Annotated in this window: 11 protein-coding genes; 7 read left to right on the top strand and 4 right to left on the bottom strand. The window is 71.9% G+C overall.

The window, feature by feature from the left end; translation table 11 throughout:
* Positions 1-3: 3 nt before the first annotated feature.
* Together ACGFWJ_RS04330 and paaI are read left to right on the top strand one after the other, a co-directional pair.
* On the top strand, positions 4-15594 hold the full coding sequence (locus ACGFWJ_RS04330) for a hypothetical protein (RefSeq protein WP_392945067.1): 15591 nt from the start codon (positions 4-6) through the stop codon (positions 15592-15594).
* Positions 15595-15752: 158 nt separating this feature from the next.
* Positions 15753-16163 carry a hydroxyphenylacetyl-CoA thioesterase PaaI gene (gene paaI, locus ACGFWJ_RS04325; RefSeq protein ID WP_392945064.1) on the top strand — a complete coding sequence of 137 codons (411 nt, stop codon included), beginning with the start codon at positions 15753-15755 and terminating at the stop codon, positions 16161-16163.
* A gap of 35 nt (positions 16164-16198) precedes the next feature.
* Here the strand turns inward: paaI and ACGFWJ_RS04320 are convergent, their stop codons facing one another.
* Together ACGFWJ_RS04320 and ACGFWJ_RS04315 are read right to left on the bottom strand one after the other, a co-directional pair.
* On the bottom strand, positions 16199-17059 hold the full coding sequence (locus ACGFWJ_RS04320; RefSeq protein WP_392945061.1) for an ABC transporter permease: 861 nt from the start codon (positions 17057-17059) through the stop codon (positions 16199-16201).
* Entirely contained in the window at positions 17056-17967 is a 912-nt protein-coding gene (locus ACGFWJ_RS04315) for an ABC transporter ATP-binding protein (protein WP_392945059.1), read from the bottom strand. Before ACGFWJ_RS04315 ends, ACGFWJ_RS04320 begins: the two co-directional genes overlap by 4 nt.
* A gap of 133 nt (positions 17968-18100) precedes the next feature.
* Between ACGFWJ_RS04315 and ACGFWJ_RS04310 the strand changes: the two genes are divergently transcribed.
* The gene (locus ACGFWJ_RS04310) at positions 18101-19300 is read left to right on the top strand and encodes a sensor histidine kinase (RefSeq protein ID WP_392945056.1); all 1200 of its coding nucleotides are present in this window, start codon (positions 18101-18103) and stop codon (positions 19298-19300) included.
* A complete protein-coding gene (locus tag ACGFWJ_RS04305; RefSeq protein WP_392945053.1) occupies positions 19297-19959 on the top strand; it encodes a response regulator in 663 nt (220 codons plus the stop codon). Before ACGFWJ_RS04310 ends, ACGFWJ_RS04305 begins: the two co-directional genes overlap by 4 nt.
* 249 nt (positions 19960-20208) lie before the next feature.
* Here the strand turns inward: ACGFWJ_RS04305 and ACGFWJ_RS04300 are convergent, their stop codons facing one another.
* Both ACGFWJ_RS04300 and ACGFWJ_RS04295 read right to left on the bottom strand, forming a co-directional pair.
* Entirely contained in the window at positions 20209-20577 is a 369-nt protein-coding gene (locus tag ACGFWJ_RS04300) for a DUF6193 family natural product biosynthesis protein (RefSeq protein ID WP_392945050.1), read from the bottom strand.
* A 34-nt stretch (positions 20578-20611) separates the two neighbouring features.
* The gene (locus tag ACGFWJ_RS04295; protein WP_392945048.1) at positions 20612-20986 is read right to left on the bottom strand and encodes a hypothetical protein; all 375 of its coding nucleotides are present in this window, start codon (positions 20984-20986) and stop codon (positions 20612-20614) included.
* 92 nt (positions 20987-21078) lie between these two features.
* Here ACGFWJ_RS04295 and ACGFWJ_RS04290 point away from each other — a divergent pair, with 92 nt between their 5' ends.
* The 3 genes from ACGFWJ_RS04290 (at position 21079) to ACGFWJ_RS04280 (ending at position 22561) form a co-directional block, all read left to right on the top strand.
* Positions 21079-21600: a hypothetical protein gene (locus tag ACGFWJ_RS04290; protein ID WP_392945045.1), complete on the top strand. Its 522-nt coding sequence runs from the start codon at positions 21079-21081 to the stop codon at positions 21598-21600.
* A gap of 137 nt (positions 21601-21737) precedes the next feature.
* Positions 21738-22211, top strand: coding sequence for a hypothetical protein (locus ACGFWJ_RS04285; protein WP_392945042.1), 474 nt, complete (start codon positions 21738-21740; stop codon positions 22209-22211).
* Positions 22208-22561, top strand: a complete 354-nt coding sequence (locus ACGFWJ_RS04280; protein ID WP_392945039.1) for a hypothetical protein — start codon at positions 22208-22210, stop codon at positions 22559-22561. The genes ACGFWJ_RS04285 and ACGFWJ_RS04280 overlap by 4 nt, the downstream gene beginning before the upstream one ends.
* Positions 22562-22607: the final 46 nt, after the last annotated feature.

Here is a 22607-nt window from a genome sequence, read left to right as displayed (position 1 = left end):
CAGATGGCTGTCGAACTCCCGGAGCCCCTCCAGTGGGTGCTCCTGCTGCTCGCGGGCTGCCGCTGGCCGGAAGCCGACGAGGACCAGCTCCGCGACATGGCCGACCACTGCCGCAAGGCCGCGGAGACCCTGAAGGACGCCGCGCAGAGCGGCGACGCCACGATCAAGCGCGCACTCGAGGGCCAACAGGGCGTCGCCGCCGAGGCGTTGGGCAAGTACTGGGAGAAGTACTCGGTCGGCAAGGGCACCGAACAGGACCCCGGCTACCTGCCCGGCGCGATCAACGCGCTCAACGGCATGGGCGACATGCTGGAGCAGGTCGCCAACTCCGCGGAGACAGCCAAGATTCAGATCATCGCCCAACTCGGCATTCTGGCCTTCGAGATCGCGACCGCGGAGGCCGAAGCGCCGTTCACCGGCGGCCTCTCGATGCTGGAGGTGCCCGGGTTCATCGCGGCGAGCAAGCTCACGGTCATGGCGACCCTGAAGGCCCTGCTCAAGGAAATGATCATCATGGCGGCCAAGCAGGCCGCCCAGATGGCCGCGATCAACCTGATGGCACAGGGCATCGAACTCGCCGAGGGCCACCGCAAGAGCATCGACATGAAAGAAGTCGGCGAAAGCGCCAAGGGTGGCGCGATCGGCGGCGCCTCCGGCCACCTGATCGGCAAGGGCATCGGCAAGGCGGGCGAGAAGCTCGGCGTCGAGACCGCGCTCAAGTCCACCGCCGGCAAGATGGCCACCGGCGCGGCCGTCGGCGTCGGCGCGGACGTCTCCACCCAGCTGATCACCACCGGCAAGGTCGACGGCAACTCCCTGCTCGGCTCCGGTCTTTCGGGCGGCGCGGGCGCGGGTCTGCACGCGGGCGCGTCCAAGGTCAAGGGGCACTTCGCCACGCCGAAGGCGGCGGAAGCGCCGAAGCTGCCCGGGGCCGGTGGCGGTGCCGGCGCGGGCGAGCATGGCGGGACGCCCAGCTTCAACAAGTCCGACACCGCCACGGGCGCCTCCGCGTACCACGGGCCGTCCGGCGGCTCCGGTGCCGGTGCTTCGCGCACGGCGGAGTCGGGGGTGTCGAGCTCGGGGTCGTCCAACTCGGGTTCGTCGGCTTCGGGTTCGTCGCACGAGACGGGATCTGGTGCTGGTGCGTCGAAGGTCAGCGGGCTGACCCCGTTCGGCGGGGGACGGTCCGGGGACGCTCCGTCCGCCGGCTCGTCGGCCGCCGGCCACAACACGGCGCCGACGCCGACGCCGACCACGCAGGAGCAGGCGGCGTCGCACGTCCAGGAGTCGATGGCCCCGCGCGCCGAGTCGCGGGCTGCCGCGCCTGCGCAGGAGTCGGTGCCGCGTCAGGAGAGCGTCGCGCCCACGCGTGAGCAGGCGACGCCGCGCGGCGAGTCGCAGTCTGCCGCGCAGGTTCATGAGTCGGTGCCGCGTCAGGAGAGCGTTGCCCCGGCCGTCGAGCGGTCGGTGCCGCGTCAGGAGTCGGTGGCTCCGGTGCACGAGAACGTCGCTCCGCGCGGTGAGTCGCAGCCTGCCGCGCAGGTTCATGAGTCGGTGCCGCGTCAGGAGAGCGTTGCCCCGGCCGCCGAGCGGTCGGTGCCGCGTCAGGAGTCGGTGGCTCCGGCGCACGAGAATGTCGCTCCGCGCGGCGAGTCGCAGCCTGCCGCGCAGGTTCACGAGACGACGCCGCGTCAGGAGAGCGTCGCGCCCGCGCGTGAGCAGATGGCGCCGCGCAGCGAATCGCAGCCTGCTGCGCCTGTGCATGAGTCGGCGGCGCGTCAGGAGTCGGTGGCTCCCGCGCGCGAGAATGCCGCCCCGCGCAGCGAGTCGCAGCCTGCGGCGCCGGCCCACGAGTCGGTGCCGCGTCAGGAGAGTGTCAACCAGCCTGGCGCGCAAAACAGTTCGGCGCCGGACGGGTTCACCCCGCAGAACGATCCGCGGGAGCCGAGGCCGAGCGGCGCGTCCGCGATGCCCAACCTGTCGGGTGTGCTCGACGGTGCCGGGCACTTGGCGGGGGCCGGGGGCACCCATCTGGACGGTGGGACCCGCCTGTCCGCAGGGCCGGCGACGGCCCGTCCGGCGGGGCCGGAGCAGGTGGCCGCGCACCTCGTGCCGGACGGTCCGGGCGATGCCCCGGCCGCCGCGAGCACCACGCAGAGCCCGATGGTCGGTGCGCCGATGGCGGGCGGGTTCACGCCCGGCCCGGTCGGCGGTGTCGGCGGGCACGGCGGGTCCGGGGCCTCGGCCCACGCCACGCCGTCCCCGACCGTCCCGCACCAGGGCGGTGCCAAGCCGGCCACCACCCCGAACCCGAACGCCGCCCCGGCCGCTGGCACGATCCGCCCCGGTGCGGGTCGCGCCCCCGAGGCAGGCAGCAACGGCAAGCCGACGGCGGAGCAGGCCCACGACCAGCTGCTGGACCGTCAGCGGCAGGAACGCCAGAGCGAGCTCGACCGGCTCGGCCGGGCGACGAACGTGCGGGACGCCGTCCAGCAACTCGGTCGTACCCAGCGGCCCGGCCAGCGGCTCCGTCGTCCGGCCGACGCGGACCGGCTGCGGCAGGACATGCCCGGTATGACGCCGGAGCAGCGGGCGCAGGAGCTCGCCAACCTGAAGCCGGAGAACCGGCGTTGGCTGGCCCAGGACCCGGAGTTCGTGGACACGCTGAAGTCCTCGCTGCCGCCGAAGGACTTCGCCAAGGTGGCCGCCGACCTGATCGTGCACGTGGACCCGCGGGCCGAACAGGCCCCGTCCGCGCGCCACGAGGCGCAGCAGCAGGTCGCCCGGATGCTCCAGGACCCGGACACCGCCGCACAGTTGATGAAGAGCGGCGCGGACGTGGTGATCGTCCCGAAGGACGTCCGGATGACCGACGTCCCCGAACTGCACAACCTGCGCGGCGGGACCAACGACTCCGACGCGGGCGGCGGTCGCGGTTACGACGACATGCGCGGCTCCGGCGGCAAGCACTCCGCCGTCACCGAGGAGAACCTGCTCGGCGAGCGCACCACGATCGGCGCGGGCGGCCACTACGCGGACGGGTACTCCACCACCACGCACGAGTTCAGCCACACGCTGCACGAGCACGGGCTGACCCCCGCGGACAAGCAGACGATCACGGACGCCTTCAACAAGAAGAAGGCCGACGCCCAGGACCCGACGAAGTCCGTGCAGTGGCCGGACGGTTCGAGGCCCGGCAACTACTCCTCGCAGGACCAGCACGAGTACTTCGCGCAGGCCACAAACGCCTACCTGGGGACGAACCACGGCCACGACCAGACCACCGGCGAGGCGCGCAACAACGGCCCGGAGTGGGTGAAGCAGCACGAGCCCGACCTGTACCCGCTGCTGAAGAAGCTGTACGGCGAGAACCCGTCCGCCATCCACGACGGCCCCGCGAACCCGGTGCGCGAGACCACCGCGCAGAACGCCGCGTACGACGGCTTCCGCGAGTTCATGCAGCACGTGGACGGCACCCCGACCCCCACCGGCGAGCACGTCCCGCCGGCGACCGAGCACACGCCCCCTGCGGCTGATCGCACAGCTGCTCCGACCGAGCACATGCCCCCGACGGGTGACCGATTGCCGCACCCGCCGCCGCCCGCGACCAGCGCGGAGTACCAGCACAAGATCGACGGCAAGAAGACCTTCGAGACCCTCGACAGGTTCCTCAGCGACTCCCCGGAGTTCCAGCAGGTCCGCGAGCAGGTGCGGGGCTACGACCGGGACGAGCTGAAGACCGGCGACACGAACGCGGTGCTCTCCCAGTACCGGAACGAGAAGCTCCAGCACGTGGATGTGCTGTCGCGCAACGCCGAGCAGCTTCCGAAGGCGATCGCCAAGGTCGACGAGCGGTTGCAGGCCGTCGAGCACGAGCTGACCACCGGTAACCACCCGCCCGAGCGGGTCGCCGAACTCCGGTCGCAGCGTGAGGGGTTGGAGAACGCCAAGGCGAGCATGCAGGAACAGCGCGACCGGATGGCGATCTTCGAGCACGAGCGACTCAAGGACCCCGCGCTGGCCAGGGCCCGGTACGAGGCCGAGGTCCGGGTCCTGCCGGGCAGCATCGAGCGGATCAAGGCCGAGCAGCTGCGCAACGACGCCCTGCTGGCACAGGCCACGCAGCACCGGGAGGACGGAAAGCAGCCCGACGGCAGTTACAAGAACAAGGTTCACAACGACCGGTACGAAGACCTGAAGACTCACAAGGAGAACCTGTCCAAGGATCTCACGCAGCGCGAGAACGACCTTGCGACGGCGCAGGCGGAGATCAAGAAGCCGGCCCCGTCGGCAGCCCCGGCGGGCAGCACCGGCAGGGGCGGGGTGGAGGCGCCGGCCAGCAAGGAGGCCTGGACGGACTTCGACAACACCTACCGCAAGGCGTTCGGGTACTCCGACCAAGGCGTGATGGGCCATCAGCCGCACGCCGAGAAGGTCGTGGCCCGGATGGAGAACCACGCCCCCTCGATCGGGCCGGCGAACATCAACCGCAACCACGTGATCGCCGACTACATGGTGCACAAGTACGTCACGGCGGCCGTGTTCAAGGCGCGTGCGATGGACGAGGGCGACCATCGGGCGGCCTCGGACGCGTTCGGAGACTTCGTCTCCGCGATGTCCCCGGACCAGCACCGGATCTACGACGTGTACGGCAAGAAGGCCCAGGCCCGGATCGGCACGGAGGCCTACGACCTGGCCGGGCTGAGGGAGCACGAGCTGACCCGCACTCCCGGCACCGTCGATCTGAAGGCGACGTACGGCAACGAGCGGTTGCCGGGCGCGTTCGAGACCACCGGGATCACCGACCGCGGCAGCGCCGAGACCGCGGCGAAGAACCTGGAGCGAGAACTCGGCCGGTCCGGCCTGGACGTGCCCGCCCGCGAGCAGCTCAACCGGTTGAACGCCGCAGTGGCCGAGGTGCACCCGGACAACCCGACCGCGAAGCAACTCGCCGACGTGCACGGGGCGGTGGGCGCGGTCCACCAGAAGATCAAGGAACAGGCGGTCGACGACCTGGCGCTGGTCCACGGCGTCACCGGGCCGCAGAAGCTGGACGAGGCGGCGGCCGTGCTGACCAAGGCCGCCGAGGGGAAGGGCGGGCTGCAGACGCCCGAGCAGCAGCAGCGGCTGGCCGGGAAGTTGGACGACCTGGCCGACCACCTCCAGGCGGCCGGCAAGGACCCGAAGCCGGTCCGCGACCTGGCGGGCGACCTGCGCGAGCACCCGGAGCGGCTCACCGCGGACCGGTACGGCGCCGTCGCGGACAAGCTGACGAACGACCGGCCCGCCGTACGGGATCGCGAGGTCGACACGCTGCTGAAGGAGCCGGTTCCGAAGGGCACGGTCCGGCGGACGGCGGAGGGCCCGGCGGAGCGTGAGGTGAGGGCCGCGCAAAAGACGGTGACGGATCGCGAGAAGACCATCGCCACCGCAAAGAAGGACTTGGCAGCCGCCGAGGCCACGCACGCCACTGCCGAGCAAGCGGCCCAGAAGTCCGCAAAGGCCGCCGCGGACAACCCGACGACCGCGAACAAGAACAAGGCGGAGGCCGACGTCAAGGCCGAGCAGAAGGCCAAGGCCGCAGTCGACAAAGTCGCGAAGAAGCTGGGCGAGGAGGAGGCCAAGCTGCCCGGCGACAAGCAGCACCTGGACGCCAACAAGGCACTGCGCGACCGGGTGAAGGCGGTCTACGCCGAGCAGGTGTCGGGCGTCACCAAGCCCTCGCCCGCGCAGAAGAACGACGCTGGCCGGGTGGCCCGGGCGACCGTCGACCTGGAGACGGTCGGCAAGCAGTACGGCGGCTCGTACGCGCGCGCCGGGGACGGGGCGAAGCACCCGGCCGCGATGTTCGAGCAGGCACTGACCGCACACCTCGACGATGTGCCCGCGCTGATCGAGAAGCTCACGGCCGACCTGTCCAACAGCGCCTCCAACCTGCGGTTCGGCGATGAGTGGGTGAACAAGTGGATCCAGAACTTCCTGGACCCGCACATCATCCGCGAGCCCGATCTGCTGACCGCCGTCGCCCACGAGCAGTTGCCGCCCGAGGTGCTGTACGCGCCGCACACCGCCGACCTGTTGCAGGCGGTCCGCAGCCTGGAGGCGAACGGCCTGGTGCCGCTCGAGCTGCGCGACCTCATGGCCCCCAAGACCCAGGCCGACCTGGAGCACCTCCGGACGGCCGGGAAGCTCAGCGACAGCTCGACGATCGTCGTCGAGGACCTCGGCGTCCCGTCCCCGCACGCCGCCAAGCTGCCGGTCTCTTCGTCCGGCGAGTTCGCCAACCGCGCAGACGCCACCAAGCTGACGGACGAGCAGCTTCAGCGCCTCGGCGTGGAGGGCCTGTACCGGCCCGACCACGTGCCGCAGCCGGCGCCCGACCACGACGTGGTGATGGCCGACGCCAGCCAGTCCACCGCCCACATCCCCGACGGGGACGTGCAGATGCACGACGGGACGGCGGACGCTGCGGGGCCCGGCCGCAAGCGCCGCCGGGACGACAGCGAATCCGACGAGGAATTCAGTCGGGAGACCGCGCGCCTCCGCCTGGACGACCCCACCCCGCCCCCGCCGCCCCCGCCGCCGCCCGCGGCCACCGGGCACGGCGCGGGTACCGGCACGCGTGGGTTCGGCAGCCCGGCTGCGCCGCCGCCCCCGCCGCCGCCCGCGGCCACCGGGCACGGCGCGGGCACCGGCACGCGTGGGTTCGGCAGCCCGGTTGCGCCGCCGCCCCCGCCGCCGATGGGCAGCGTCCACGAGGGCGCGCCGGTCTTCGGACACCAGCCGCCGCCGCCCCCGCCGCCGCCGAGCGCTGTCCACGAGGCGCCGTCCCACGACGCGCCGCCGGTGCACGAAGCACCGTCGCACGAGCAGTCGCACGCCGCCCAACAGCCGCCGCACGCCGAGCCGTTGCTGCCGCCGCCCGGCACGGTGGAGCGCTGGCTGGTGCAGAACCCGGCCGAGCTGATGTCGCAGGCGCCGGTGACGGTGAACTACGCCGACGGCGCGATGCAGCGGATGCCCGGGCTGAACCAGCAGCAGGCCAACTCCTTCGTCGCCGCCGTCGAGAAGGCGGACCAGCACTGGTTCACGCTGGTGCCGGACCGCAACCACGTCGGGGCGGGCAAGAACGGCTTCGTGCTGACCCCGGCCTGGGAGAAGTACGCCGAGCACGACCCGTCGTTCCCGCGTCCCCCGGCCGGCACCGCGCTGCCCGCGCCGCAGCCCGACCACCACTACGTGACCGGTTCGTACGTGCCGTACAAGACCGGCCGCCCGGACCCGAACCTGCCCGACGCGATCGGCAAGACCGTGGTCCCGATGCACCCGGACCCGTCCCGGCCGAACGACGGCCTGGTGCTGACCGGCGGCATGAACGGCTGCGCGTTCGCGATCACCGACGTGACGCCGCACGAGTTCACCGTCTGGCACGTCCAGTCGTACTCGGCGTCCTCGAACCTCGGGATGACCGCGGACTTCCGGGCGACCAAGTCGGTCACCGACTGGTTCGGCGTCGAGGAGTACATGACGCCCGGTCAGTCGCGGCCGTTCGCGGTCACCAACATGCTCAAGCACGGTGCGCACGGCTGGGAGGTGATCAGCCACGAAGTGGTGGACCACGGCGGCGAGTTCGGGGTCGGTCGGCAGAACCGGCGTCCGCTGAACTTCACCCCGCCCACCGAAGCCGACCGGGTCCGGATGACGGTCGGCACGTACGAGGTGACCGCCCGCGAGCAGTTGAGCAACTTCGACCGGGCGGCAGAGTTGGCGCTGCGCGAGTTCGACCGCAACAGCCCCGGGTACCGCGTGCTGGAACAGCAGATCGGCGAGTTCCGCGGCCGTCTGACGGACCAGCTGGACACCGTGGCCGCTCTTCAGCAGCCCGGCCGCAGCCTCCAGGACGTGCGCAACACCGCTCAGCAGCTGGCCGACAACGCCGCGCAGCTCGGGCGGGCCGCGAATGACAGCAAGCTGCTGATCGAGGGCACCATGCGGGCGCTGCTGAAGGAGCCCGTCGGGTACGGCGCGGACGCCGAGCCGCACTCGCGGCAGGGGAAGATCGACACCATGCTGGAGGCCCTCGAACCGCAGCGGGGCGGCCACTGGATCGAACGGATGAACCAGGACAGCGCGAAGCAGCTCCAGGCCCACAACGCGGCCCCGACCACCGGCGAGGGTTTCGGCTCGCCCGCTGCCGGCCAGCACGGTGCCCCGCCGGTCGAGCACGTGACCGGTCGGGACGTGGAGCCGATGGACATCGAGACCCCGCCCTCAACCGCCTCGCGCCAGGCGCCAGTTGAGCGGGGTGGAGACACCGCGCCCCGCGAGCAGGGCGGAGACACCGCGCCCCGCGAGCAGACCCGCAACGACCGCAAGCGCGGACGGGAGGACGACGAGCCGACGCTGCGCCGGGAGACCGAGCCGACCGGGCCGCAGGCCAAGCGGCAGCGCACCCCCGCGTACGAGAACACCGACGCCGTCATGCGCGACCGCGGCTACCAAGCAGTGGGCCCGCAGCACGAGTTGACCGGGCAGCTGGTCGACTACCTCGGTGGCGCACCGAAGTTGCACCCGCCGATGAGCAACTCGCTGCTGCAGAAGGTCAATCCGCACCAGTCGCCGGTCCGGCCGGTCGAGGGCTTCCAGCCCGGCAACGACCTGAATGCCTGCTTCGAGAACGTCGAGGCGTACCGGGACACCCACTTCGGGCGGCCCCGGGTTTCCGGCCAGACCCTGAACGGCACGGTCGAGCCGATCCCCGGCAACGTCCTGTGGAAGCGGCACGACGGGCCCGCGCTGTTCGGCGAAGGGCCGGGCGCGGTCAACGAGTTGATGGCGAAGGTGAAGGCCGGTGGGCCCGGCAGCTTCGCCACCGTACTGGGCGCCGGGCCGACCGGCGCCGGCCATGCCGTCGCGCTGGTCCACGACCGGGACGGCGCACTGCGCTGGGCCGACCTGACCGACCGCCGGGTCGTCGCCGCCAGGCCCGGGGAGATGCCCTACAGCTTCGACCCCTCCTGGACGGTGTGGGCCTCCGTCGCGGACCGGCACGAGACCAACATCTCCGGGCCGCACGACCCCCAATTCATGGAGCGCTACAGCACGTTCACCCGCGGCGAACCGTCGCACGACACGTCCGAGCCGATGGACATCGACGACGGCTTCGGCAACGGGAGTCCGTCCCGGACGGAGGCGCTGGACGAGCACCCGGGCGGTGCGCCGAACGACGCTGCGCCGCAGCCGGGCGCCCCGCAGCCGACCAGCCGGACCTCGTCCGGCGACGACGGATTGGACGCGCCGGGGCTGACGACGCCCAGCACCCCGCCGCCGAGCACGCCCGGCGGTGCCGGCGGCCACGTGGCGGGCGGCCCGAACCCGGCTGGTGGGCCGGCCTCGACGGGCGGCGGCAGCCGTGCGACGGGCGGACCGAACCGCCCCCGGTCGGCCTCGGCCCCGGCCGAGTTCGGACCGCGCACGCCCGCCACCCCGGCCCGGTCCGAGACCGTCGCCGCTCCCGTCCGGTCGGAGACTGCCACCGGCCCGGTCCGGGCCGAGAGCGCCCTTGCATCGGTCCGGTCCGAGACCGTCACCGAACCCCGCACCGGAACGGGCCCGGAGAGCCCCCTGCGCCCGACTTCCCCCGAGGGGGTCGAGCGCGCCGCGTCGCTTGCACCGAACTCCGAGCACACGCCTGAGCCGGAGTTGGGGTCGCCCGGGTCGAAGTCTGAGCACGCGCTTGAGCCGGACTTGGGGTCGCCCACGCCGAACTCCGAGCACACGCCCCTGGCGGAGCTTGCGTCGCCCGGGTCGAAGGCTGAGCGCGCGCCTGAGGCGGAGCTTGTGCCGCCGGTGCCGAAGTCCGAGTACCTGCCCCCGGCGGAGCTTGCGTCGCCCGGGTCGAAGTCCGAGCACACGCCCCTGGCGGAGCTTGCGTCGCCTGGGTCGAAGGCTGAGCGCGCGCCTGAGGTGGAGCTTGTGCCGCCGGTGCCGAAGTCCGAGCACACGCCCCCGGCGGAGTTCCCGCCGCTCGGGCGGCGGGTGCCGGTGGCGGGGGACGGGTACTGCCTGCTCCGGGCGGTCGCGGTTGGCGCGCCCGAACTGGCGGGGCCGCACCAGCTTCAGGCCGCGGTCGGGGACCACTTCCGGTCGCTGCGTCCGGAGGACTGGCCGACCGAGGTGGTGTCCAATTACCGCAACAACATGCTCGGTCGGCCGGACCTGCCCGCCGGTGACCTGCTGGCGTACGTCCGTGCCGAAGACCGACCCAACTTCACGGGGCTGACCGTCGAGCAGCTGCGGGAGTCCGTCGGCGCGTACCTGACCGAGCACCAGCCGCTCCCGGCGGGCCACGAGCGGGCGGAGCTGATCCGGACCGTCCAGGAGTGGGACACCCGTTGGGGGAGCACCGGGGGCGAGATGCTTCCGGCGGCGACCGCCCACGCGCTGGGTCTCCGCCTGCGGGTGGTCGACCACGACGGGATCACCCAGGCCGTCTTCGGCCCCACGGACGGCCGCCCGGTGACGGTGTACCGCGCCAGCGACCACTACGACGGCAGCGAACCGCCGACGCACACCCCGGAGACCGACCACACGCCGCCGCCGACCCCCGAGCCGGCGCCGCAGCAGCTGCACGTCACCCCCGAGGTCGAGCAGCCGCCGTCCCGCACCGCCCCGGAGGCCGAGCAGCAGCAGCCGCACACCGTCCCGGAGACCGACCACACGCCGCTGCCGGCCCCCGAGCCGGCGCCGCAGCAGCCGCACTTGGCCCCCGAGCCGGCGCCGCAGCAGCCTGCTGCCGTCGCGCCGAAGCCGATCGCGGGTACCGACCTGGTGGTCGGTCTGACCGGCAACGAGGCGGCCGTCCGGAGGAAGGTCATCGACGTCATCGCGCAGGCCGTCCCGGGCGATCGGGCGGCGGCGCGGGCGTTCGCGGATGCGCATTTCGGGCCGGCCACGCTGCGCCCGATGCTGGGTGCGCTCTCGCGGGGCGAGGTGTGGACGGCGCCGTTCGAGGGCAACGGCTGGAGCGGCAGCGTGAAGCTGCGCGGCCAGGTCACCGAGTCGACGCATCTGCGTACCGAGAAGATCGAGTTCGAGAACGGCGCCGACCGTACCGTGGCGACCGGGACCAATCGCGGTGCGCAGTGGCAGTTCAACGTCGGCGTCCAGGCCCGGGAGGGGCGTGGGATCGGCGAGCCGTCGGAGCTCGTCGCGTACTACCACGACCGCGGTCAGGCCGAGGTCAACCTGGATCTGGGTGGCATGGTGGCGCGGTCGAAGACCAGCGGGCCCGCCGAGGTGTTCGAGTCGACGATGCGGCTGGAGCTGGACTTCGGCGACCTGCGCCACAACGGTGAGCCGGTGCGCGCCGAGGGGCAGGGCCGTACCGAGGCGGTGAACATCGACCTGACGGTGGCCGTCCCCGAGCGGCTCGAGGCCCCGGCGGCCGGCGAGCAACGGGTGCCCCCGCAAAGGCTGTTGGACGGTCGGGTCGGCGGCCAGGAGATCGTGCTCGACCTCGCGCCGCGTGATACGGCAGGGAACCGTCCGCCGGTGGAGGCGCTGCTCGACCGTGCGGACGCGGCGGGCCGGCAGGAGTTCGGCGGCGACTGGCCCGCGGTGCGCGAGAAGGTGCTCGCGGAGGTCGACTTCGCCCGTCTCCAGCGGGACTTGAAGAGCATGACGGCCGGCGAGCCGGTGTCCGTCACGCTCACCGACCGGCGCGGCAAGCAGCTCGGCGAGGTGGAAATCACCGCGCGGGTCGGCGAGTTGAGGCAGGCCGGCACCACCAAGGAGACCGAGTTCAACATCGGCACCACGGTGCAGCAGGTGCGCAGCACCTCCTCGAACAGCGGCCACGCGGGTCAACTCGGGTTCTCCGCAGCGGTGAAGCCGGGCACCGGCCTGATCGGCGGCGGCGGCGCCGGGCGGCTCGGCCGCGACCACGTGGAGATCAGCGGTGAGGCCCGGACCGCGCAGCTGACCAGCAAGTCGAAGGTGCCCGGCGTGATTTACGACGGCACCGTCCACTTCGATCTGAAGTTCAACGGCAAGTCCGTTGCGCACGAGGCGGGTTCGGCGGACCTCCGGGTGCTGGTCGATCGCGCGGACACCAGCGCGGACACCAGCGCGGACGCCACCGTGGAACATCCCGCGGAGCGCACCGCGGAGCACACCGCAACCGAACAGCAGCCGGCCGAGGTGGCCGCCCCGCCGGACAGCGTCTGGCGCGGCGGCGACGACCGGGGCGGGCTCGGCGAGACCGTGGTGGTTCGAGACCTGGAGAGCACGGCGGGGCTTCGCGAGGCGCTGGACCGCAAGGGGCGTGAGCGGTTCGGCGAGGACTGGAACTCAGTCCGCGACCAGGTGATGCAGGGGTTCAGCCAGCCGAACCTGGCGGCCCGGCTGACCGGGATGACCCGCGGTGAGGCGCTGGAGGTGAAGATCCCGGGCAAGGAGGGCCTGGTCGTCAAGGCCGTCGCCCGGGTCGAGGAGATGACCTACCGCCGCGAGGACGGCAAGGCGGAACTCAACACCGTCAACGAGACAGGCGCGTTCAGCGTGGCCCGTCGCCTCGGCGCGCGCACCACGATCGAGCAGGGCCAGCTCGGCGGCGCCGTCGCCAAGGGCACCCCCGGCGCCGAGCTCGGCGCCACCGCGTCCGGTCAGCAGCGCCGGCGTGCCGGCGGCCAGGGCCGGCAGGCGGACCGGGTGTACGCCAGCGGCAAGTACAGTGCCCCGCAGGTCATTTACGGGGCCAGGCTGGTGGTGGACGTGCACGTCGGCCGGCCCGGCGAGGCGGTCGGCGGCCGTCCGGACGTCTCGGCGCCGGTCAAGGTCGAGGTGGGCCTGGACGCGCGGGAGACCGTCAAGGTCGAGGCGCCGTCCACCGGGAGCTTCACGCGTCCGGAACAGCGACCCGAGCGCACGGCGGCCCCCGCCGAGGCGGCCACGCACACCGCGCCGCGCCGGATGACCGAGCGCCACGAGCTGAACGCGTCCTACGTGGTGCACAGCCTCAGCGGCGCCGACAAGGTGCGTGCGGCGGTGGAGGACGCGGTGCGGACGAAGCACGGCGAGCCGTCGGAGGAGGTGAAGCAGCGGATCGGGGCGAGCTTCGACCGGGTCGCGCTGAGGGCGCAGCTCTCGCAGCTCACCCGTGGTGGGCGGATCACCGAGACGGTGGCCGGCAAGACCTGGTCGGCGGAGGTCACCGTCACGGCAAGGCTGGGGGAGTCCACGTACCACTCCCAGGCCGCCAAGTACGAGTTCGAGTCCGGGACGCGCACGTCCAGCGGCCAGGGCACTCTGCGCGACAGCCGGGACCGGCTGAACGGCGGTGGCCAGGTCAAGGCGAATGCCCCGTTCGTGGCCGTCACCGGCGGCTACACGTACCGGATGGACCGCAGCTACGGCCAGGCGACGGAGACCGTCGGCTCGGCCTCGAACCGGGGCAAGCACGTCGAGCCGGCCGTGTTCTTCGACGTCGCCGTGCCGTACGACGTCACCGTCACGTTCAAGCGGCTGGGTGTGCCCGACGGCTCGCACACGGCGCCGGTGGAGACGGTGGCGCGGGTGGCCGTTCCGATGCGTGACGCCGAGCCGGTGTCCGGGCCGATCGAGCGGACCACGGCGACGCAGCCGAAGGGCTTCGTGGAGGGGCGGCGCCTGGACTCCTCGGCGATCGTCACCGACATCCACGCGCTGCCCGGGCCGACGGCCGGGGCTCCCCGCCGGACGCTCGGCGAGTCGGTCCTGTCGCAGGTGGAGTCCGGCTGGAAGCCCGGCGGGCTGCGCGCGTTGCGGCGGAAGCAGGCCGGGCAGCCGGAGTTGACGCGCAACCCGTTCGGCCGCGACTGGGCGGGCATCCGGAGCAAGCTGGACGCCGAACTCACCCCCGACCGGCTCCAGTCCAGGCTCAAGGGCATGACGGCGGGCGACGAGATCGTCGTGCGGCACGGGCGGACCACCGTCCGGGTCGGCGCCCAACTCCGCGACCGGATGGAGTACTTGGGCGACGCTGGCACCACCGAGTTCAACGCCGGCACCGACGTGCAGCGCAGCTTCGCGCACACCGGCGGCACCGGCAGCGGCCACCAGGGCGCGCTCGGGGCGGTCGCCTCCGTCCCCGTACCGGCGGCGCCCGGCGTCTCGGTGACGGCCGGTGTGACCGGCAGCGGCGGCCGGGGCCACGACCAGGTGGACACCCATAACCGCGCCACCGCGACCGGGTCGGCCACCAAGGCCAAGCTGCCCGGCAGCGCGTACGCCGGTGAGGCGGAGCTCCAATTCACCATCTCCCGGCGGCCGTTGGTCGGCACCCAGGTGTGGCAGCGGCGCACGGCGGCGATCGGGTTCGAGACGCTGGTCGAGTCCGGCGAGACCGTGCCGGTGCCGACCGGCACGGTGTCCGGGTCCGGAACCGTCACTGTGCCCGGCGACGGGCAGCCGCGCACCATCACCGTCCGGCCGCCCGAGCCCGTCACCGTCCAGGTGCCGCCGGAGCGGGTCTGGGAGGGCGGCCTGCGCGACACCGACGTGCTGCGCTGGCTCGGCGACGTCGGCGGCGTGCAGGACCTGGTGCGGCTGCGCGGCCCGGAGTACTTCGGCAAGTCGGCCTGGAAGGAGATGGAACCGGTGGTCGGGACGATCACCTCGCACGGCCACCTCTCGGCGCTGTTCGGCACCGCCACCCAGGGCATGGAGGTGTCGGCGACGGTCCCGTCCAACCGGATCACGCTCGGCGGCGGCAAGGGAGTCGAGGTCGGCGTGAAGGTCGTCTCGCTCGAACACCGGGCGGTCGACGACAAGGTCGAGCTGAGCCCGGCCAACGCCATCTCGGCCGGCAGCACGCGCTACGACCTGTCGACGGGCAACGCGGGCGTCCAGGGCCAGGTCGGTGCCAAGCTCACCGGCGACGTCACCACCAGCCCGGCGATCGTCGGCGGCGTCCAGCGCCTGTGGCGCGAGGGCGGCGGCCACGGCGACGCCGGCCAGGTGGTGTCGAACGGCAAGTTCGCCGTCCCGATGGCGCGTTACGCCGGGCATGCCGAGGTGGAGGTGACGCTGTTCAACGGTGGCCGAACCCCGGTCAAGGAGAGGGGAGTTGTTCCGTTCGCGGTCGACATCCCGCTGTCCGAGACCACCGCGTCCGAGGTGGCGGGCGACCACTACCTGGCGTTCACCGAGCAGCAGCGGTCCGGTGAACTCCGGGTCGCCGAGGGCGCCTGGCGGCTCGCCGAGGTCCGGCGGCTGCTGGCACCCGACGCGGGCCCGGTCCGTACGCCCGCCGAGCACGAGCAGCTGATCGGCACCGTGCGGCTCGGACAGGCGGTCTACGAAGGGGAGTTCACCGCGAGCACCGAAGCCGGCGCCGCCCACATCCGGGCCACCCACCAGCTGGTCGAACTGGCCGGCGGCACCTCGGAGGGCACCGCCGCCCTGCTCGACGGCCTGCTCGGCGGCACGGACGGCGCGCCGCTGAACGCGGACGACGTGCGCCAGGTGATCACCCACATCGAGCGGAGGACGGCCGAAGGGCCGCTCACGCTCGAGGAGTTGACCGCCGCGGCGCAGAACGGCTGGAACGCCTGATCCACCCGAGGCGGAAGCCCGCCGGGCCCGCCCCAACGGGCTCCGGCGGCCTTCCGATTTCGACAACGAGTGTTTCGGCGTGGGGCGTTGACAGTCGATCTGTCCGGTCGATCTAATGCTGACGCCCGAGCAGCGGGCAGCTCACTGGGGGGAGCCGCATGGGAAGCAACAGGATCGACTCACTGTTCGAGCGCGACCGGGCCTGCCAGGGCGCGGGCATCGTGCTCGACGAGGTGACCGGCGGCCGGGCGGTGGCCCGGATGAAGGTCACCGCGGAGATGGCCAACGCGCACGGCATCGGGCACGGCGGGTACGTGTTCCTGCTCGCCGACGCCGCGTTCTCCTACGCCTGCAACAGCTACGGCCCGGTCGCCCTCGCGCAGGGTGCGCAGGTCACCTTCCTCGCCCCCGCGCAGATCGGCGACGAGCTGATCGCCGAGGCCGTGGAGCGCACCAGGTCCGGCCGGCAGGGCGTCTACGACGTCACCGTCCGGAGCGCCAGTGGCACGGTGGTCGCCGAGTTCCGCGGCCAGAGCACGCTGGTCGCCGGAGTTCCGCACAGCGCCTGACAGTTGGGCCTCACGGCACGCAGGCACTCCGGGGTTCAGACGTCGCGACGGCTGCCGAAGAACAGGGCGGCCAGCGCGCCGCCCACGGCCCAGGCGGCGTAGACCCACCACTCACCGGCCGGATCGGCCGGGAACGGAATGTGCGGGTTGACGGGCGTGCCGACCAGGTCGTGCAGGACCTGCCAGGCGCGGAACGGCGTCGCGTGGTACAGGCAGGCCGACCAATGGTGGTTCTCGCTCATGAAGTTGGGGATCAGCAGCAGCACCGTGACAGTGGTGACGACGGTCGCCACGCTGTGCCGGACGATGGCCGCCAGCCCGAGGCCGGTCAGCGCGCACACCGGCGGCAGCAGGGTGGAGGCCAACAGCGCCCGCCAGATACCCGGTTCGGCGAGCGAGATGCCGGCGTGCTTGCCCGACAGCACGGCCTGCGAGGCCCAGAACGACACCGCGGTCGCCACCACACCGAAGGCCGTCATCACCACCGTCAGCACGACGATCTTCGCGGAGATCAGCGCCTGCCGGGCCGGCACCGCCGCAAAGGTGGTGCGGATCTGGCCGGTCGAGTACTCGCTGACCAGCGCGACCGCGCCCAGGCATCCCGTGATCAGCAGGGTGGCGATGCACGCGTTGTTGGTGAAGGAGGCCGCCAGCGATCCGCTGGGAACGAAGAACTCCCGCATCCCGGGAGAGAAATGGTCCCAGTCGTTCACGTCGGCGATCGCCGCGTTGACGTTCAGGAACACCAGCCCGAGCAGGCCGAGGAGCAGGCCCCAGCGGATCGACCGCAGCGAGATCAGCTTGAACCACTCGCCCAACAGCAAATCCCGGAAGCGGGCCCGCGGTTCGTCCACCGCGAGCGGTGCGGTGGGGGCGACGGAGGTGAGCGCGGTCATCGGGAGTCTCCTGCGAGGTATTCGACGCTGTCGGCGGTGAGTTCCATGAACGCGGTCTCCAACGAGGCGGCGCTGGTGGCCAGTTCGCGCAGCCGCAGACCGTGCCGGTGCGCGAGGTCGCCGACCGTGTCCGCGTCCAGGCCGGTCACCACCAGCCGCTCGTCCCCGTCGGGCCGCACCTGCGCGCCGGCCGCCGTCAGCACCTCGGCCAGCGCGGTCGCGTCCGGGGTGCGGACGGTGACGCTGCTGCCCCGGCCGCGGGCGGCGAACGTGGACAGCGGCTCGTCGGCGATCAGCCGGCCGCGGCCGACCACCACCAAGTGGTCGGCGGTGTGCTCCATTTCGCTCATCAGGTGGCTGGAGACGAACACCGTGCGCCCCTCGGTGGCCAGCCGCCGGAACAGGCCGCGCACCCAGCGCACACCCTCCGGGTCGAGGCCGTTCAGCGGCTCGTCGAACAGCAGCACCGGCGGGTCGCCGAGCAGCGCGGCCGCGATGCCCAGGCGCTGCTTCATGCCGAGCGAGTAGCCGCCGATCCGCCGCCGCGCCACCCCGGCGAGCCCGACCTCCTCCAGCACCTCGTCCACCCGCCGCAGCGGAATCGCGTTCGTCCGGGCCAGCACCCCGAGATGGGCGGCCGCACTGCGCCCGCCGTGCACGTCGGAGGCGTCCAGCAGCGCGCCGACGTGCCGCAGGCCGCGCGGGTGGTCGCGGAAGCGGTGGCCCTGCACGGTGACGGTGCCACTGGTCGGCTCGTTCAGTCCGATGATCATGCGCAGCGTGGTGCTCTTGCCGGCCCCGTTCGGGCCGAGGAAACCGGTGACGCAACCCGGGCGGACGGTGAAGGTCAGACCGTCGACGGCAACCGTGCGGCCGTAGCGCTTGGTGAGTTCGTTGACTTCGATCACGACAACCACAGTTCCGTGACGGGCCGTCGTCCCGCGTCGGCCTGCCGCCGACACCTCCGGCGGCCGATGTCTACCCAGGTTGTACGTCCCCGGTCCGACGCCCGCCGGCCGGGCGGCTGGCTACGATCACCCCATGCCCGTGAACTCGCCCTCCCTGCTCAGACGCGTGACACCCGGCGGCTGGGCGACGATCGCCTGGACGGCGGGCCTCGCGTACTCCTTCGTGGTGCTGGTCCGGCTGCCGGGCGAGTCGCCGGACAACTTCTACCGCGGCCTGCTGCTGTCCGGCAGCAACCAGGTCTGGCTCGCCGTCTGCACCGTGATCTCGCTGGCCGGCTGCGTGCTGCTGCGCCGCATGCCGCTGACCGCCCTCGGGCTGCTGCTGGCGGGCGCGGTGTTCGGCGCGTTCGCGATGCACTCCAGCACGATGGACGTCCCGCTGGTCCTCGGCCCCGACGTGGCGCTCTGGTACGTCGCGGCGACCCTGCCCCGCCGCAAGGTGGTGCTCGGCTCCGCGATGGCCGCCCTGGTGCTGCTCGGCTACCCGATCGGACGGGTGTTCGCCGGCTTCATCATCGGCACCTCCACCGAGCTGGCCGTCCTGCTGACCGCCGCCGTCGCCGTCCTGCTCGGCAACTCCGCCGGGGAGTCCCGCCGGCACGCCGCCGAGCTGAGCGAGAACGCCGCCGCGCGGGCCGTGGCCGGTGAACGGCTGCGGATCGCCCGCGAGTTGCACGACATGGTCGCGCACAGCATCGGCATCGTTGCCCTCCAGGCCGGCGCGGCCCGGCTCGTCCTCACCACCCAGCCGGAGGCCGCACGCGACGCACTCGGCCAGGTCGAGACCGCCAGCCGCGAAACCCTCTCCGGCCTGCGCCGCATGCTGGTGGCCCTGCGCGCCGCCGAGGACGACCCGTCCGACCGTGTCCCGCTCACCCCCGCCCCCGGCCTCGCCGACCTCGACCGCCTCGCCCGCTCCACCACCGCCGCGGGCGTCGCCGTCGACCTCCGCTGGCACGGCGAACGCCGCCCCCTGCCGCCCGAGGTGGACCTCTCCGCCTACCGCGTCGTCCAGGAGTCGCTGGCCAACGTGGTCCGCCACGCCGGCGCGCGCTCCTGCCAAGTGACCATCTCCTGCGAGGAGGACTCGGTGTCCGTGGAAGTCCTCGACAGCGGCGGCCTGCGCGCCACCCAGCCCACCGGCGCGGGCTTCGGCCTGCTCGGCATGCAGGAACGCGTCGCCCTGCTGCACGGCACATTCGCGGCCGGCCCCCGCCCGACCGGCGGCTTCCGGGTCGCCGCCACCCTCCCCGTCGCGGCGGGTGCCCGATGACCGTCCGCATCCTGCTCGTCGACGATCAGCCGCTCGTCCGCGCCGCCCTCTCCATGGTGGTCAAGGACGCCCCCGACCTGGAGATCGTCGGCGAGGCCGGCACCGGGGACGAAGCAGTGCGCCTGGCCGCGGAGTTGGCCCCTTCCGTGATCGTCATGGACATCCGGATGCCGGGCATGGACGGCATCGAAGCCACCCGCCTGATCACCTCGGGCCCGTCCTCGGCCCACGTCCTCGTTCTCACCACCTTCGACGACGACGAGTACGTCTACGGCGCGCTCCGCGCCGGCGCATCCGGCTTCCTGGTCAAGGACATGGGCCTGGAAGAGATCCTCGCCGCCATCCGCGTGGTCGCCGCCGGCGAGGCCCTGCTCGCCCCCCGCGTCACCCGCCGCCTGATCGCCGACCTCACCTCCCGTCCCACGCCCGGCAGTTCAGCGCCACCCCTCACGCTGACCGCCATCACTGAACGCGAACAGGAAGTCCTCACCCTGATCGGCCGCGGCCTCTCCAACACCGAGATAGCCGAGCACCTCTACCTCAGCGTCACCACGGTCAAGACCTACGTCACCCGCCTGCTCTCCAAGCTGAACGCCCGCGACCGCGTCCACCTGGTGATCCTCGCCTACGAGGCGGGCCTGGTGACGGCATCCCGCTGACCTCTTGGGCCGTCAGAAGGGCGGCGCTGTGTGTATTTGGCAGCCGTCGGATTCCTGTGCGCCTCGGCGAGCATCCGGTGAGGACCGTGTATGCCTCGGGACGGAAGCCCAGGGCAGCGTCGATCTGAATTCCCGGCAGGGAATGGCCGCCGTCGATGTGATGCCGCTGGCGCTTTCGGCCCCTGCTGCAAATCGCGCGGTGATAAAGGTGTTGGGCCGCCGCAGAGTGCGGCGGCCCAACAGGTGCTGCTAGCTGTTCAGGTCTTGATCATTGGCGATGATTCCTGCGATCAATTCCGCGAGGAATTCGGCGGCCTCCCTGGGGTCTTCCGTGAGCAGGAGAACCTGGGCGTCCCTGGACCACGCTTTCGATCGGACGGCATATGTGCCTTCCGATCCCACCGCGACGGTCGGCCACTGCTCATCGATCGGGGCCTTCCAAGCGTACCCATCACGAAACACCACAAGGGTGTTCAGGGAGACGGTGGGAAATACCTGGCGAAGAACCGGGATCTCCGAGGCGGCTTGCAGGAGCGGCCAAAAGAGCGGACTGAACCAGCCATTCGTGCCGTGGGGTGGGCGGAATGCGTTGAGGAGGCCCTCCCACTCGGAATCCACGCTTCTGTCTTCCACCCTCGGCCCTTTCTGATTGCTAGCACGGCGCTGGTCCGTTGAAGAACGTGGTTGCTGCTCTCGCTGCTGAATTGCCGCAGATGTATTGAAGCTCAAACGATGTCGGCCTTCCAGGCGCTACTCTTCCGGCCAGCACTCCCTCGACGTCCTGCATCCCCTGAAGATTGAACGATATCTTACCGCCTCTCGCGACGACCCTGTCGATCACGGCTTGACCTGCACTGTCGCTCCAATAGTTTGGGTTCGGGAAGATGTCCTTGAACTCTGGAGCATCGTTCATAACTGCCTGCTGCAAATTGGCGAACTGCCCGAGATTTGCGCCACTTGCGCTATCGAATCTGAACCCGAGCGCGAGATGGATGCCGCAAGGGCCATCTGCGTTGTGTACCAGCACGGGGATCCTCGCCTACGAGGCCGGCCTGGTGACCACCTCCCGCTGACCGCCCACCTCCGGCGACTCGGCAGATCGCCGCGATCGGCGACCCGATGTCCACCGACCTCAGCCCGGCAAACACGCACAAGTACCGCACCGGGCTGGTCACCACGGAGACCACCCAGGACGGTGACGCCGCGCTCTGGTACTACCCCTCGGTGTCCGACTACAGGTTCGCCGACCCGGTGCGGCTCGCAGCGACCGGCTGGAAGGACCGCGACCTGATCAGCCCCGGAGACTGGGCCGGACAGGGCCGTCCGGGCCTGTGGGCCCGCGACCGCGTCACCGGTGAGATCACCGCCTACACCTTCACCGTTACCACCATCACCAACACCGACGAGGACGGCATCACCATCAGCTACCCCGCCGCCACCGGTATCGCCAACACCAGCACCATCGCCACCGGAATCACCGCCACCGCCTGGCCCCGCATCGGCTCCGACGGCGACCTGACCGCCACCGACGCCCCCTCCCTCTGGGCCATCACCCCCCAGGACACCCTCCACTCCTGGACCGGCACCCGCACCGGCACCCCGACCGACCCGGCCTTCACCCTCACCGGCCCCAACGCCTGACACCCACCACGGCCGGGCCCCGCTCTCGAACTGACAAGGGCGGGGCCCGGTCTCGTGGTCGGTGCTGGGGACATTCGTCGACGACCTGCTGTGCGGAGCGGGCCCGGCGGGCCAACATCCGAGCTACTGTGGATGTCATGACTGCGGCCTACGAGGACGTGCCCTTCAGCGAACTGCTCCACCATCCCGCCGCGACCACACGCAGGCTGGACGCAGTCCGCGCGCTGCGACTGCGGCGACGCGATGCGGGGGACCTCGCCCTGATGCGCGTCGAGCAGATGGAACGGGACGCCTCGGTCGTGGACTTCACTTCGCGCCTGCTCGCGGGGCTGGTGCGAACGGAGAACATCGATGCCCTCCGCCAGGCCCTGCCTGAAGCCCTGCCATGGACCACGTTCCTGCCCGCAGAGGACATCGACACCCTGATCGCCGAACTGGTGGACACGGCAAGTGGCGCGGTGGCCCTGGACAACCTGGCCCCGATCGCACTCCTGCTCGCCCAGTGGCGGCACAGCGCCGAGGTCTACGCAGACCCCGCCCTGCACGCCCTCCTCACCCGCGAGCCCGACGGCGACCTCGGGCCGGTCCCGGTGCCCGAGGCCACGGAGTGAGCCCGAAGCGCGGAGACCGGGCTGCGCCGCCCCCGATCGGCTGTGAGTACGACCTTCGATTCGCGAACGCCGAGGCCGCCGACGGGTGGGATCACCTGAGCCGCCAGGCGGCGAGCAACCTGCGCCGCGCGTTCGAGAAGATCCGCGCCACTCCCCGCGCCGGCGACAATCCCGACCGTCAGCATCGCCTCAAGGGCCAGCTCGGTACCGGCATCTTCAAGGGCCGGGAAGTGGAACGCTGGCAGTACGAAGTCACTGGCGGCGGACGCATCTGGTACCTGCTGGACGACGCCAACCGCACGGCCTGGATCACCTACGCGGGCACGGGCCATCCCAAGGCCACGGAGTGACCCGCGCTGACACTTGTCCGGGCCCCGCCCTCCGAACTGTGAGGGC

This window comes from Kitasatospora sp. NPDC048407 (assembly GCF_043200475.1).
In the GTDB taxonomy this organism is placed as follows: domain Bacteria; phylum Actinomycetota; class Actinomycetes; order Streptomycetales; family Streptomycetaceae; genus Kitasatospora.
Note: the sequence above shows the minus strand (reverse complement) of the source record. Positions and strands in the feature narration are given on the sequence as shown.

What these genes read in the sequence shown, in the direction of transcription:
- ACGFWJ_RS04330 (WP_392945067.1), top strand. Translation starts at nt 4, where the DNA reads ATGGCTGTCGAACTCCCGGAGCCCCTCCAGTGGGTGCTCCTGCTGCTC.
- paaI (WP_392945064.1), top strand. Translation starts at nt 15,753, where the DNA reads ATGGGAAGCAACAGGATCGACTCACTGTTCGAGCGCGACCGGGCCTGC.
- ACGFWJ_RS04320 (WP_392945061.1), bottom strand. Translation starts at nt 17,059, where the DNA reads ATGACCGCGCTCACCTCCGTCGCCCCCACCGCACCGCTCGCGGTGGAC.
- ACGFWJ_RS04310 (WP_392945056.1), top strand. Translation starts at nt 18,101, where the DNA reads ATGCCCGTGAACTCGCCCTCCCTGCTCAGACGCGTGACACCCGGCGGC.
- ACGFWJ_RS04305 (WP_392945053.1), top strand. Translation starts at nt 19,297, where the DNA reads ATGACCGTCCGCATCCTGCTCGTCGACGATCAGCCGCTCGTCCGCGCC.
- ACGFWJ_RS04290 (WP_392945045.1), top strand. Translation starts at nt 21,079, where the DNA reads ATGTCCACCGACCTCAGCCCGGCAAACACGCACAAGTACCGCACCGGG.
- ACGFWJ_RS04285 (WP_392945042.1), top strand. Translation starts at nt 21,738, where the DNA reads ATGACTGCGGCCTACGAGGACGTGCCCTTCAGCGAACTGCTCCACCAT.